The organism is Alcanivorax sp. (genome assembly GCF_002726155.1).
Lineage (GTDB): Bacteria > Pseudomonadota > Gammaproteobacteria > Pseudomonadales > Alcanivoracaceae > Alcanivorax.
Window position 1 is genome coordinate 53,014 of the sequence record NZ_PBSH01000029.1, and the last position, 12,812, is coordinate 65,825.

Here is a 12,812-nt window from a genome sequence, read left to right on the forward strand (position 1 = left end):
GAGAACAGGAATGCGTCGTGTGGTGGTTACCGGTATTGCCGGCATTTCCCCGATTGGAAACGACTGGGATAGCCTGCAAGGCAACCTCAAGGCCGGTCGCACCGGCATTCGACAAATGCCGGACTGGGTACACTACGAAGGGCTAGGCACCCAACTGGGCGCCCCTGCCATGTTCCACCCGCCAGCGCATTTCGATCGCAAGAAAACCCGCTCCATGGGCCGCGTGGCACAGATGGCCACCCATGTCAGCGAACAGGCTCTGGAGCGCGCCGGCCTGCTCGGCGATCCGCTCCTGAAAAACGGTCGCACCGGTGTGGCCTACGGCAGTTCCGCCGGCAGCACCGCCGCCGTGGCCGACTTCGGCGGCATGTTGATCCACCGCTCTACCCAGGGACTGAATGCCAACTCTTATCTAAAAATGATGGCTCACACCACGGCAGTGAACATTGGCGTCTACTTTGGCCTGCAAGGCCGGGTGCACACCACCAGCAGTGCCTGCACGTCCGGCAGCCAGGGCATCGGCTATGCCTGGGAAGCCATACGTTTCGGCCTGCAGGATGTGATGGTCGCCGGCGGCGCGGAAGAACTGTGCCCCACCCAGGCGGCGGTGTTCGACACCCTGTTTGCTGCCAGCCAGGACAACGACCACCCATCACGCTCGCCACGCCCCTTCGATCGCGACCGGGACGGCCTGGTGATTGGCGAAGGCGCCTGCACCCTGATTCTCGAATCACTGGAGCATGCCGAACAGCGCGGCGCGCCGATTCTTGCCGAGCTGGTCGGCTATGGCACCAACAGCGATGGTCGCCATGTGACCCAGCCCAACCACGCCACCATGAAACAGGCCATGGTGCTGGCACTGGAAAGCGCTGAGCTGCATCCGGACCAGATTGGCTATGTCAGCGCCCACGGCACCGCCACCAGCCGCGGCGATGTGGCAGAAAGCCAGGCCACCGCGTCCCTGTTCGGGCCACGCATGCCAATCAGCACATTAAAGAGTTTTACCGGCCATACCCTGGGGGCCTGCGGTGCACTGGAAGCCTGGACCGCCATCGAAATGATGAATAGCGGCTGGTTCCACCCCAACGCCAACCTGGAAGAACCGGACCCGGAGTGCGGCGAGCTGGATTACATCCGCGATGAAGGTCGCACGCTGGATTGCGACTATGTGATGAGCAACAATTTTGCCTTTGGCGGCATCAATACTTCACTGATTTTTCGCCGCTGGAGTGAATAGAACACCGGATGCCGGATACCCAAAAAAGGAAAGAACCCAAACAGGTATCCGGCACGGACTAACACCGATCAATAAACTTCATCCAGCAACTCTTCCTGAATGGAAGCCGACAGGTTAACGACCCAACGGTTGTAGTTGCGATGAATCTTGCCTCCGCTCTCATCCAGATTCTGACTGCTCTTGTAGATGATGTCGTAATCCGCCTGCGTATAAGGAATAGACACCACGGCCTGGTGCGTACGCACCTGAATTGACGCTTCCACTAACCCGGGTTTAACCACGCTGGGCACCCACCCTTTCTGGATGCTGCCTTTCATGATCGCCTCCTGAACCTGCTGCAGGCTTAACGTTTGCCCTGCTTGTGTCTGCGGGATAGTGCGATCATTCAGATCCATAATGGGCGCACTGGTACACGCTACCATCGCCATCGCGAATACCATCACCAACAACCCTTTCTTCATTATTTTCTCCTTGAACAGTTTCCCGTAACAGGAATGAACGCTACCGCGCATTCTCCCCAAGCTCAATTCACAATCCACCGTTTTCATTTCGCGCCAAGGATGCGTTCCATCATTCGGCTCACACTTGCCACCAGCGCCTGGGCCACGCCCGGATCCATAGAAGAATGACCACCATGCTCGACCCAATTGAGCACGCTGTTTGGCAGCACCTGATGCAACGCCAGCGCCTGCTCCGGCGGGCAGACAAAATCCCGGCTGCCATGCACAATTTCCACCGGCACGGCACTGCCGGCGCAAGCCTCAAGCAACGGCTGCTCCACAAAGCCATCGGCAAGGAAATAATGGGTTTCCTGGCGAGCCATGCACAACTCGTCATCATTACCCGGCCCCGGTGGCTGGGTTGGCATCAGCGCCAGGGTGGCTTCCCAATTACACCAGGCCCGGGCATAACGGCGAGCATGCTCGCCTTGCAACCCCTGATAATAACGCTCCAGCAAGCTGCCGCTGCCCGGCGGCGCTTGCTGTTGCAAGGCTTGCCAGGCCTCCGGGAACATTCTGGCCGCTCCCGCTTCGGTATAAAGCCAATCGCGATCCTGGCGACGACACAGAAAAATGCCACGCAACACCATGCCCACAATATGCTGTGGACACGCCGCCAGATAAGCCAGCGCCAGTGTCGCGCCCCAGGAACCGCCAAATACCATCCAGCGTTCAACCTGTAACGCCTGTCGAATCTGTTCGAGATCTGCCAGCAAATGGCTCAAGGTATTATCATCAATAGACGCCAGCGGCCGGCTTTGACCAGCTCCGCGCTGATCAAACAGAATAATCCGAAACCGTTGCGGATCGAAAAAACGCCGCAGCGCTGGAGAGCAACCGCCACCGGGACCACCATGCAACACCACCACGGGAATACCCTGCGGATTACCACTCTCTTCCACATATAACTGATGCCCCTGCCCAACCGGGAGGTAGCATTGCCGATACGGCTCGAGAAAAGGAAATAAGGCCATGAGTCAGGTTCTGACAGGAAGAAGAATTTCAGCATACCTGTTGCTGATTTTGCTGCAAGGGCTGCTGGTGGCGTGTGATAACACGCCCCCGGAGCAGGCCATCAAGGATGCTCTTGCTGAAATTGAAACGGCCATCGAAGACGGCGACACCGGCACAGTGATGGATAGGCTAAGCGATAATGTGGTCATTGAACGGCGCGGCAGAGCCCTGCAACGCAAGGACATTCACCGCACCCTGGTGGGCATTTTCTTTCGCTACCCGAACCGCAACCTCACTTTTACACGCATCCAGATTGATCTGGACCCGGTGACAAAAAAGCAAGCCCCGGTGCAATTTACCGCACTGGCTTGGGGCGGAAAAAATGTGCTCCCGGATGATGCCGACAGCTACCAGGTGGACAGCCACTGGATCCAGGACGGCGACTGGAAAATTGAGAGTCTGATTAATTAATAGCTACGCGTTTCTGGTTAGTCTTTTCAGAAAGCAAAGAGGCCGCGCCCAGCATTGGGCGCGGCCTCTTGCGTTTCAGATCGACACAATGCGCTTTCGCGCAGTTATTCATTATTAACTATTAATTACTTCCATCAGTCGTCATCACTCCCAAGCTGGCTTTCCATATCCAGCTCCTTGATCTTGCGGGTCAACGTATTGCGTCCCCAGCCCAGCAGCGCCGCCGCATCACGCTTGCGCCCGCCAGTGTGCTGCAAAGCCACTTCGATCATGGTTCGCTCAAACCCCGGCACTGCCTGCTCAAGGATACTGCGCTCGCCCTGAGCCAGCGCCCGGTCGGCCCAGTTGCGCAGGGATTTGAGCCAGTCGCCGCTCACATCCGTGCCCTTGGCGGCGCCGGTTTCTTTCAACTCCGGGGGCAAATCATCCACCAGCACTTCCCGCCCGGATGCCATTACGGTCAACCAGCGACAGGTATTTTCCAGCTGCCGCACGTTGCCCGGCCAGGTTTGCGCCGACAGATATTTTTCCGTGTCCTTGTGCAGAATTTTCGGCTCCACCCCCAGCTCGCTGCCGGCACGCTGCAGAAAGTAATTGGCCAGCCGGGGAATATCTTCCCGGCGCTCCGCCATACGCGGAATATGGATGCGAATAACGTTAAGGCGGTGAAACAAATCCTCGCGAAAATCGCCTTCTTTCACCAGCTTTTCCAGATCCTGGTGGGTGGCGGCAATAATGCGCACGTCCACGTGAATCGGCGTGGTCCCACCCACGCGATAGAATTCACTTTCCTGAAGTACCCGCAACAAACGGGTCTGGGCTTCCAGTGGCATGTCGCCGATTTCATCCAGAAACAGGGTGCCGCCATTGGCCTGCTCAAAACGGCCCACGCGCTGATTATTGGCGCCGGTGAAGGCTCCCTTTTCATGACCGAACAGCTCTGACTCGATCAGGTCTTTGGGAATGGCCGCCATGTTCAGGGCAACGAAGTTTTTCTCGCGCCGCATGGAATGGCGGTGCAAAGCCCGGGCTACCAGCTCCTTACCGGTACCGGACTGACCATTGATCAACACCGTCACATTGGAGTGACTCAACCGGCCAATGGCACGAAACACTTCCTGCATGGCCGGGGCTTCACCGATAATTTCGGTGGGCGCTTCTTCAACCGGTTCAGGAAAATCGCCACGGGACTCTTCCCGATGCTTGATGGCCCGGCGCACCAGCGCCACCGCCTCATCCACATCAAACGGTTTCGGCAGGTATTCAAACGCGCCCCCCTGGTAGGACGCCACGGCAGAATCCAGATCGGAATGCGCCGTCATGATGATCACCGGCAAATCCGGATTCTTGCGCTGTAGAATTTTCAGCATCCGCAACCCGTCCGTGCCGGGCATGCGCACGTCGCTGATCAGCACTTCCGGTTCCTGCCCGCCCTGTTCCAGGGTATTGAGCGCTTCATCCGCATCTTCAAAGCAGGTCACCGCGTAGCCTTCCTGGCCCAGCGCCTTTTCCAACACCCAGCGAATGGAGCGGTCATCATCCACAACCCAAATACTGACACTCATGACCTGCTACTCCTGTTGTTTCCATCGCCACCGCAATCAGCGGCCGGCTTGTATGGCGTCGCTCTGTTCAAAGCAGCGCAATTAACGCTATGTCGGTTTCTCTGTTTCATCCAGCTGCTCCATGGGCAGCAGGATGCTAAACACGGTTTCGCCCGGCTGACTCTCGCACTCGATCAATCCCTGATGCTGGCTGATGATGGACTGTGCAATGGAAAGTCCCAGCCCGGTGCCGCTGGCACGGCCACTGACCATGGGATAGAACAGGGTTTCCTGCACATCCTCGGCAATGCCCGGGCCGTTATCGATAATGTCCATGCGCAACACTAAACGGTGTCGCTGGGCGCCAATGGTGAACTGGCGCAACACCCGGGTACGCATGGTGATGCGCGGTGCCGACGTCTTCGATTCCAGCAACGCCTGGGTGGCGTTGCGGATAAGGTTCAGTAATACCTGAATCAGCTGGTCCCGGTCGGCGATCACATCCGGCAAGCTGATGTCGTAATCGCGCCAGATCGCCACGCCTTTGGGGTATTCCGCCAGCAGCAATTGGCGCACATGCTCCAGGCACTCGTGCACATTTACGGCACGGAACTCGGGCGGCTTGCGCGGCCCGAGCATGCGGTCCGCCACCGACCGCAGCCGGTCGGCTTCATCGATAATGACCTTGGTGTACTCGGTCAGCTCCGGGTCAGGCAGCGCCCGCTCCAGCAACTGGGCCGCACCGCGGATGCCACCCAGCGGATTCTTGATTTCATGGGCCACACCCCGCACCAATGCCCGCGTAGCCTGGTGCGCATGAATCAGCGCTTCTTCACGACTGATCCGCAGCAAACGATCCAGTGACTGCATTTCCATCAGCAGACACAAAGGCTGGCCCGGCTCGTTAATCGGGCTGACCGAATAATCCACCATGATTTCATGGCCCGGCGCCACCGACAGCCGCGCTTCACGCTGGGTGAAGGGGTGCTCATCATCAATGCACTGCTGAATGGCGAGGCGGGCTTCTTCATCATCAAAAAAGTAATCGGGCAGAGGCTGACCGACGGCACGGCTGGTGCTGGTCGCCAGCAACATTTCTGCCGCCGGGTTCAGGTAGCGCACGCACAAGGCATCGTCCAGCATGATCACTGCGGTACGCAGGTGATCCAGTAGTCGTTTGTGCAACGTAATGTCACCCATCAGAAATTGGCCCATAACAGGGCATAAGCAATTATCAGGCCATCTGTAGATCAGCCGGAAAAAGCGGGTATCAGCGGCCTGCAGCACAGGCGTACAAAGCCTGCTATTGATGAGTTTAAAGGGAAGGAGGGGCAAAATGCACCATTAGGGTGCATTATTAGTTACTGCGGATGCTCCGATTCGGTTTTGCCGGCTGGGCTGCGGTGCCCCGATCTGCACCACCGCCCACGCTGGCAGCGCCCCCGGTTGAAGCACTGCCTCCCACATTGGCGGAACCACCACGGTCCGCTGCACCACCGACTTGCGCAGCACCGCCGTTACTCCCGCCACCGGGGAAATTGCGGAAATCACTGACCGTGCTGCGGTGAATGTACACCTCCACCGGCTCGGAGGTGATGCGGGTTTCGCCCTCCTCGCTCACCACTTTCACGATCAGGTTATGCACTCCGCGTTCCGGCGCATCCAGCTGCAGGGCGGGCTGCTCCACGCCATTATCCAGCAACACCAGGCTATCGCCGGGCTGCAGCCCGGGCTGCAAATTCACGGACACATACACAGCATCGGTCGGGTTACGCAGCGTAGAGCCGCTTTCCGGGGAAGTAATCGTCAGCGATGTGTACTCCTCTACCGAGGGGTCCGCCGCCTCTTCCTCTGGCGCCGACAGCGCCTCCGGCATTTCCACCTTCTTGATTGGCACTGTATTGGTGGTTTTCAGTTTCACTTCCTCGGAGCGGCTGCTCTCTCCGGGTTGATCGGTGAATACCACATTGCCCTTTTCATCGGTGGTCCGGTAAATCTTCGACGCCGGCGCGTCGGAGGCCTCCGCCCTGTTGGCGCCATCCCCATCTTCCGCCGTGGCCGCCAGACTTAATCCAGAGACCAGACCCAAGGCAACCACCGCAATCAGCGACTTTTTCATTGTTATCTCCCTATGACTGCCCTTGATTCTGGCCCGGCTGGGCCGCCCAGAAAAGGGGGAAGCGCACAAAATAGCACGCTTTTTTCCAGCAAAAAAAAGCCCCCGACAAGCGGGGGCCTCTTTTCTGCTGTTTCCCGAAGGATATTAGCAGGAGTAGTACATATCGAACTCAACCGGGTGCGGGGTCATGTTCAAACGCTCAACCTCGGCACGCTTGAGTGCGATGTAGCCTTCCAGCATATCCTTGGTGAACACGTCACCTTCGGTCAGGAAGTCCATGTCTTCTTCCAGACAATCCAGCGCCATGGTCAGAGTGTGAGCCACGGTGGGGATGTCTTTGGCTTCTTCAGCCGGCAGATCGTACAGATCCTTGTCCATAGCATCGCCAGGGTGCATCTTGTTCTTGATGCCGTCCAGGCCAGCCATCAGCAGGGAAGCGAAGCACAGGTACGGGTTCGCAGACGGATCAGGGAAGCGCGCTTCCACACGACGGGCCTTGGCGCTGTTCACAAACGGAATGCGGATGGACGCAGAACGGTTGCGAGCAGAGTAGGCCAGCATTACCGGCGCTTCAAAACCGGGCACCAGACGCTTGTAGGCGTTGGTGGAAGCATTGGTGAATGCGTTCAGGGCGCGGGCGTGCTTGATGATACCGCCGATGAAATACAGCGCTTCGTCAGACAGGCCAGCATAGCCGTCACCGGCAAACAGGTTTTTGCCGTCTTTGCCCAGGGATACGTGCACGTGCATACCGGAGCCGTTATCACCGATCAGCGGCTTGGGCATGAAGGTAGCGGTTTTACCGTAAGCATGTGCCACGTTGTGTACGCAGTACTTGAGGATCTGTACTTCGTCCGCCTTGGCGGTCAGGGTGTTGGCGCCAACGCCGATTTCGCACTGGCCCGCAGTGCCCACTTCGTGGTGATGCACTTCGATTTTCAGCCCCATGGACTCCATGGCAGAACACATGGCGCCACGCAGATCGTGCAGGCTGTCTACCGGAGGAACCGGGAAGTAACCCCCTTTCACGCCCGGACGGTGACCGATGTTGCCGCCTTCGAAGTCTTCGTGGGACACCCACGCCGCTTCTTCAGAGTGGATGTTGTACATGGAACCCTGCATGTCGGATTTCCACTGCACGGAATCAAATACGAAAAACTCAGGCTCCGGACCGAACAGGGCGGTATCCGCGATGCCGGTCGACTTCAGGTATTCCTCGGCACGACGGGCAACGGAACGCGGGTCACGCTCGTAACCTTGCATGGTGGTCGGCTCAAGAATGTCGCAGCGCAGGTTCAGGGTAGCCACGTCGGTGAACGGGTCCATTACGGCGGACTCGTCATCCGGCATCATTACCATGTCGGATTCGTTGATGCCCTTCCAACCAGCGATGGAGGAGCCATCAAACATTTTGCCGTCCTGGAAGAAATCTTCATCGATTTCGCCAACCGGAAGGGTGACGTGCTGCTCCTTGCCAGAGCTATCGGTGAAGCGCAGGTCCACCCATTTCACATCGTTTTCTTTGATCAGTTTGAGGGTCTTAACAGACATTATCGTGCGTCCTCCTAAGGAACAGCGGGTTTGTCTCTGACTCGTCGTGCCACTCTGGGTAAGCGCAACACAAAGAGCCGGTATTCTCGGCCACTGGGCCAGCTTTGCCAATAGGGAGGCAAATACCGTGCCAGCCCTTTTTTAGCGCATTCCCCGCCTAAATCGCAGAAACCAGGGAAGATGATTCATTTTGGTGCACAGCAACGGTGCACTCAATAAGTGCAAAGCACTAAAATAGTGCACCATTATCTTCGCCCACTCGCAGCACCACAAAAACCTCGTTGCCCTGCTCACCCATTTCCAGCACCTCGTGGCCGTTAATCCGGCACCAGGCCGGGATATCGCTCAACGCGCCGGGGTCGGTGCAGACCACTTTCAGCGTGTCGCCGGTGGCCAGGGTTCTTACCTTGTTCTGGGTCTTGATCACCGGCATGGGGCACAGCAACCGGCGCACATCCAGTTCGTGAAGGGGAGAGGTCATCGTCGAATCAGCCCACATTCCAGCTGGCCAGTACCGCATCCGGCTGTGCCGGCGCCACGGTAATCTCCCGCGCCACCCCGTCAGGGCTACGCACCTCCAGGGTCACCGTCTCTTCAACCCGCCCCTTGGAGTAACGGGCCACAATGGCAGCAGCCTGCTCCAGCTCCGCCTCGCTGCCGAACTCACCATCCACCAATGCCAACGGCCCCGGGCAGCTCACCGTAGTAAGGCTGGTGAACTGGTAACGATACCCTTCCAGAAAGCGGTTTTCGCCTTCTTCGCGGCTGATGATCAGTTTGTAATGGGGCTGCGGGCGCAGGTGGCGACCCACTTTCAGCAGCATGATGTCATCCAGCTCGTAGCGACGCTCATTGCGGGCCTTCCACAGGTCTGCCAGCTTGTTGGAATAGGATTCATCGGTCAGGAAACAGCAACCGCCGGCGGGCTGGGCAAAGTCATCCAGCCCGAACTTGGCAGCCAGCGCCATCTGCGGCTTGCGATTGCGCCCGGAAAAGTCGTGCAGCTCATCGCGATTCACCCAGCCCTCTCGCTCGGGCAGGGTGGGCGGCAGGTTCTGGGCACACAGGGGACGCAGCAGACGATCATCCGCGCCGGACTCCTGGCTGATGATCGGCATGGTTTCCTTGCGCTGGCTCTTCGGCCGCTGACCAATTACCTCACCGGTAACAATAAAATCGAAGCCCCGGTCGCCCGCCAGCTCACGGGCCTTGTTAATCATCAGCGTGGCCTGGTTGACCATGAAAATCTTGCAGTCCAGACAGGGATTCAGGTTGGCACCGTAGCCATGCTTGGGGTTAAGCACCACATCCTTGTACTCCTCGGAGATATCAATGATGTGCATCTTGATACCCAGCTGCTCAGCGACCCACAAGGCGTTGTTGCGCTTTTCCTTGTCCTTGTCCTTTTTGCGGATGGCATGGGTATGCCCTTCCACGCAGAAGCCGGTGTAGAAGTTGACGCCTTCCACCTCGATGCCCTGCTCCTGCATGACTTTCACCGCCAGCATGGAGTCCAGTCCACCGGACACCAGAGCAATGGCGCGGCGCTTGATTGGTTGGCTTGCCTCTGTCATCGAAAAACCTGCGTTGCTGTGGGGACAGCTCAAAAATTGGGCGGCGCAGTATAGCAATCGCGGGCCGAGGGCGCATCCTCCCGATGGCTGCCACACCGACCGGCTGTCACCCCATCGTCATGACGATCACCCACACTCGGCACCCCATGTGATTGACCTTGCTTTGCTTTATGCGCTCAAGACTTCATTGGCTGCTGATGGTGTCGCTGTTTACCCTGATCGCCGCCGCGCTGGGCTGGTGGTGGCATACACCCCACGGCCCCTGGCTGGTTCATCAGGAGCCCCTGGCCGGGCAACGGATATGTGCTGTCGGGGATGGCGGCTGGGGCAATGCCCCCTCCATGGCCGTGGGGCAGGCACTGGTGCATCTGGAATGTGATCAGGTGCGCTACCTTGGGGATCTTGTGTATCCGGACGGCATCACCAGTGCCGACGATCCCCTGCTGGAAAGTCGCTTCCTCACCCCCATGAAACCGGCCATGGACGCGGGCATTCCCTTCTATCTGGTGCTGGGCAACCATGACTGGAAAGGCAGTGGCGAGGCCTGGCTGGAAGTGGCGCGGCGCTACCCACAAGTTCACTTTCCCCACTTCTACTATTTTGAACAATGGCCGGACGCCTGCGCCTTCAGCCTGGAAACCACCTGGTTCGAAAAATGGTATTACTTCCGCCGCCAGGGCAGCTGGCTGGAACAGGCGAAGGAAACGGCCCGCCTGCATGGCTGCCGCTTCAGCCTGGGTTTTGCCCACCACCCCATGTTCAGCACCGGCTCCCACGGCGATGCCGGCGAGATGATCAACCTGTCACTCAAGCCAAAGCTGCTCGGCCACCTGGACCTGCTGGTGGGCGGCCATGACCACGTGCTGTCCGATGAGGGGGAATACCAGGGCACCCGTCAGCTGATTTCCGGGGCCGCCAGCATCAACAACGACCTGGGGCCTCCCAGTGAACAGCAACGCTTCACCCGCGCCACCCACGGCCTGGCCACCATCGATCTGGAGGATGATAGCGGGACGATGCAAGCGGAGTACCGTTTTTACAGTGTGCAGGGGGATCCACAGGATCCATTGATCACACTACTCTGGCAGGGCGAACAGCACGGCCTGGGCGTCCGCTAAGGCCCCTGCGCGCAGCCCGGCTACTTACGGAAGAAAACCGATAGATCCAGCAGCACGTCAGCCAACGCATCACTGCGTTGCGCCAGCACCGTATCAGGCTCACTCACCGGCTTGTCCTGTGCATCGCTGATGCGCATTTCCGACAATCCGCCCGCCCCCAACGGCATGGCCACCTTGTAGTCCGGCCCGACATACGCCAGTGCATCCCAGCTCGCCACCAACCGGTAAGGACCGCCATCGGGTGCCAGCAATGAGTGCCCCACACTGTAATCGCTGGCGGGATTGTTCACCCCAAGCATGGACAACAAGGTAGGCACCATATCCAGATGGCTGGTGGGCCGGGTCACTACGCTCGGCTCACCGCCGGGAAACGCCAGCACCAATGGCACATGAATTTGCTCATTATGGAATTCCGAGTTATGCCCCCAGCGCCCGTTCTCCATAAACTCTTCCCCATGGTCGCCAGTAACAACCACGATCGTATTGTCCAGTTTCCCGCTCGTTTCCATGTAATCGAGCACTCGCCCCAGCTGCTGATCCAAATGGTGGACAGCGTTGATGTAGCGGTTAAAAATGCCCGGCATATCGGCTTCAAGATCCATGGTCGCGTAATTCATCTCTGGCAGATAATCCTTACGGATCACGCTCTCATCCGGAAAATAATAGCGGGCATGGGGGGATTCAAAGAACATGAAACCCATGAAGGGTGTGTCGTTCTTTTGCCGGCCAAGAAAACCCAATAACCGCTTCACATTACGGCGATCGCGCTGCCAGCCCGGCCCCACATCATCACTGGCCATATCCTTCCCCGACACCGACACAAACAGGGTCTTGTCGAATTCCGGGTAACTGAAATTGGCACTGGTATACAGCCCCATGTGGTAGCCCGCTTGCTGCAACTGCGTCATCAGCACCGGAGGCTTGCGCTCATCAAGCACACTGAACCAGTAGTTGCCGGGCAGACCGTAGAACAGGCTAAACAGGCCCATTCGGGTGCCATTGCCGCCGCTGAAATGCTGGGTAAACCGGGTGCCATGTTGCCCCGCAAAACGCCACAGGTTTGGCATGATGTCGGGCGTCAGCATATCCCAGCGCAAGGACTCCGCCACCAGGAACAGGATGTTCGGTCGCGCCGCATCAGCACTCACACGCAGCGGTGCCTTCGGATAATTCAGGCGGCCTTTGGCTCCCGCTTCCAGCCGGGCGCTGCGCACCATCGTCACCCCACACTTTTCCGCTGCATGGCGAAACGTGGTGGGCTGGTAAAAGGGTATGCTTTGAGCGGCCATCAGCACCGGCCGATAACCTCTCAGATGACTGATGCCATAGGCTGCCCGCTCGCCAAGCATGCATAACACTAGCAGCGTGACAAGAATCACCGGACGCGGCATCGAACGGGCGCGCAGTAAGAACAGCACTATCGCATGCATCGCCAGCACAGCCAGGCAGATCGCCGCCACCGTCCAGGAGGTGCCAGCGCTACCTCCCATGGACTCAATCCCCCCCGGCGTAACAATCAGGTTCCAGACAAAACCATTGAGATGGAAGCCGTACATGGCATAGATCTGGCTATCGACCAGCAGCAACATGGTCATCAAGGTCGCCACCAACACAACCCAAATCACCTGCACACTACTGCCCAGCACTTTCCCCAGCAGCCATCCCGAAGCAGCCACCAACAGTACATAGAGAAAGGCGTAACCACTCAGGGCCACAAGCATGAAGAGGACACCCGGAGACGGCA

General features: G+C 58.3%; 12 protein-coding genes. 3 read left to right on the forward strand and 9 right to left on the reverse strand.

The genetic code is table 11. From position 1 onward, the window contains the following. Positions 1–10: 10 nt before the first annotated feature. Entirely contained in the window at positions 11–1,237 is a 1,227-nt protein-coding gene (locus tag CL546_RS08340; RefSeq protein ID WP_290494093.1) for a beta-ketoacyl-ACP synthase, read from the forward strand. Between the two features lie 68 nt (positions 1,238–1,305). Here the strand turns inward: CL546_RS08340 and CL546_RS08345 are convergent, their stop codons facing one another. Next, positions 1,306–1,698, reverse strand: a complete 393-nt coding sequence (locus CL546_RS08345; protein WP_290494094.1) for a hypothetical protein — start codon at positions 1,696–1,698, stop codon at positions 1,306–1,308. Positions 1,699–1,781: 83 nt separating this feature from the next. Then, on the reverse strand, positions 1,782–2,711 hold the full coding sequence (gene pip, locus CL546_RS08350) for a prolyl aminopeptidase (RefSeq protein WP_290494095.1): 930 nt from the start codon (positions 2,709–2,711) through the stop codon (positions 1,782–1,784). Between pip and CL546_RS08355 the strand changes: the two genes are divergently transcribed. Beyond that, positions 2,710–3,162 (forward strand): nuclear transport factor 2 family protein, encoded by a 453-nt coding sequence (locus CL546_RS08355; RefSeq protein ID WP_290494096.1) that lies wholly within the window; start codon positions 2,710–2,712, stop codon positions 3,160–3,162. The two genes, pip and CL546_RS08355, sit on opposite strands and share 2 nt — an antisense overlap. Before the next feature lie 134 nt (positions 3,163–3,296). Here CL546_RS08355 and glnG read toward each other — a convergent pair whose 3' ends face one another. The 6 genes from glnG to CL546_RS08385 form a co-directional block, all read right to left on the reverse strand. Then, on the reverse strand, positions 3,297–4,727 hold the full coding sequence (gene glnG / locus CL546_RS08360) for a nitrogen regulation protein NR(I) (RefSeq protein ID WP_290494097.1): 1,431 nt from the start codon (positions 4,725–4,727) through the stop codon (positions 3,297–3,299). Between the two features lie 87 nt (positions 4,728–4,814). Next, positions 4,815–5,921 (reverse strand): nitrogen regulation protein NR(II), encoded by a 1,107-nt coding sequence (gene glnL, locus CL546_RS08365; RefSeq protein WP_290494098.1) that lies wholly within the window; start codon positions 5,919–5,921, stop codon positions 4,815–4,817. A gap of 142 nt (positions 5,922–6,063) precedes the next feature. Beyond that, positions 6,064–6,825, reverse strand: coding sequence for a DUF4124 domain-containing protein (locus tag CL546_RS08370; protein ID WP_290494099.1), 762 nt, complete (start codon positions 6,823–6,825; stop codon positions 6,064–6,066). A 144-nt stretch (positions 6,826–6,969) separates the two neighbouring features. Then, on the reverse strand, positions 6,970–8,376 hold the full coding sequence (gene glnA / locus CL546_RS08375; protein WP_290494100.1) for a glutamate--ammonia ligase: 1,407 nt from the start codon (positions 8,374–8,376) through the stop codon (positions 6,970–6,972). Between the two features lie 229 nt (positions 8,377–8,605). Then, positions 8,606–8,857 (reverse strand): sulfurtransferase TusA family protein, encoded by a 252-nt coding sequence (locus tag CL546_RS08380; RefSeq protein ID WP_007150166.1) that lies wholly within the window; start codon positions 8,855–8,857, stop codon positions 8,606–8,608. 7 nt (positions 8,858–8,864) lie between these two features. Next, entirely contained in the window at positions 8,865–9,950 is a 1,086-nt protein-coding gene (locus CL546_RS08385; protein ID WP_290494101.1) for a tRNA (5-methylaminomethyl-2-thiouridylate)-methyltransferase, read from the reverse strand. A gap of 170 nt (positions 9,951–10,120) precedes the next feature. On the opposite strand from CL546_RS08385, the gene CL546_RS08390 reads away from it, so the two are divergent. Next, on the forward strand, positions 10,121–11,068 hold the full coding sequence (locus CL546_RS08390) for a metallophosphoesterase (RefSeq protein WP_290494102.1): 948 nt from the start codon (positions 10,121–10,123) through the stop codon (positions 11,066–11,068). A gap of 20 nt (positions 11,069–11,088) precedes the next feature. On the opposite strand, the gene CL546_RS08395 is transcribed toward CL546_RS08390, so the two are convergent. After that, positions 11,089–12,789, reverse strand: coding sequence for a DUF3413 domain-containing protein (locus CL546_RS08395; RefSeq protein WP_290494103.1), 1,701 nt, complete (start codon positions 12,787–12,789; stop codon positions 11,089–11,091). Positions 12,790–12,812 lie beyond the last annotated feature (23 nt).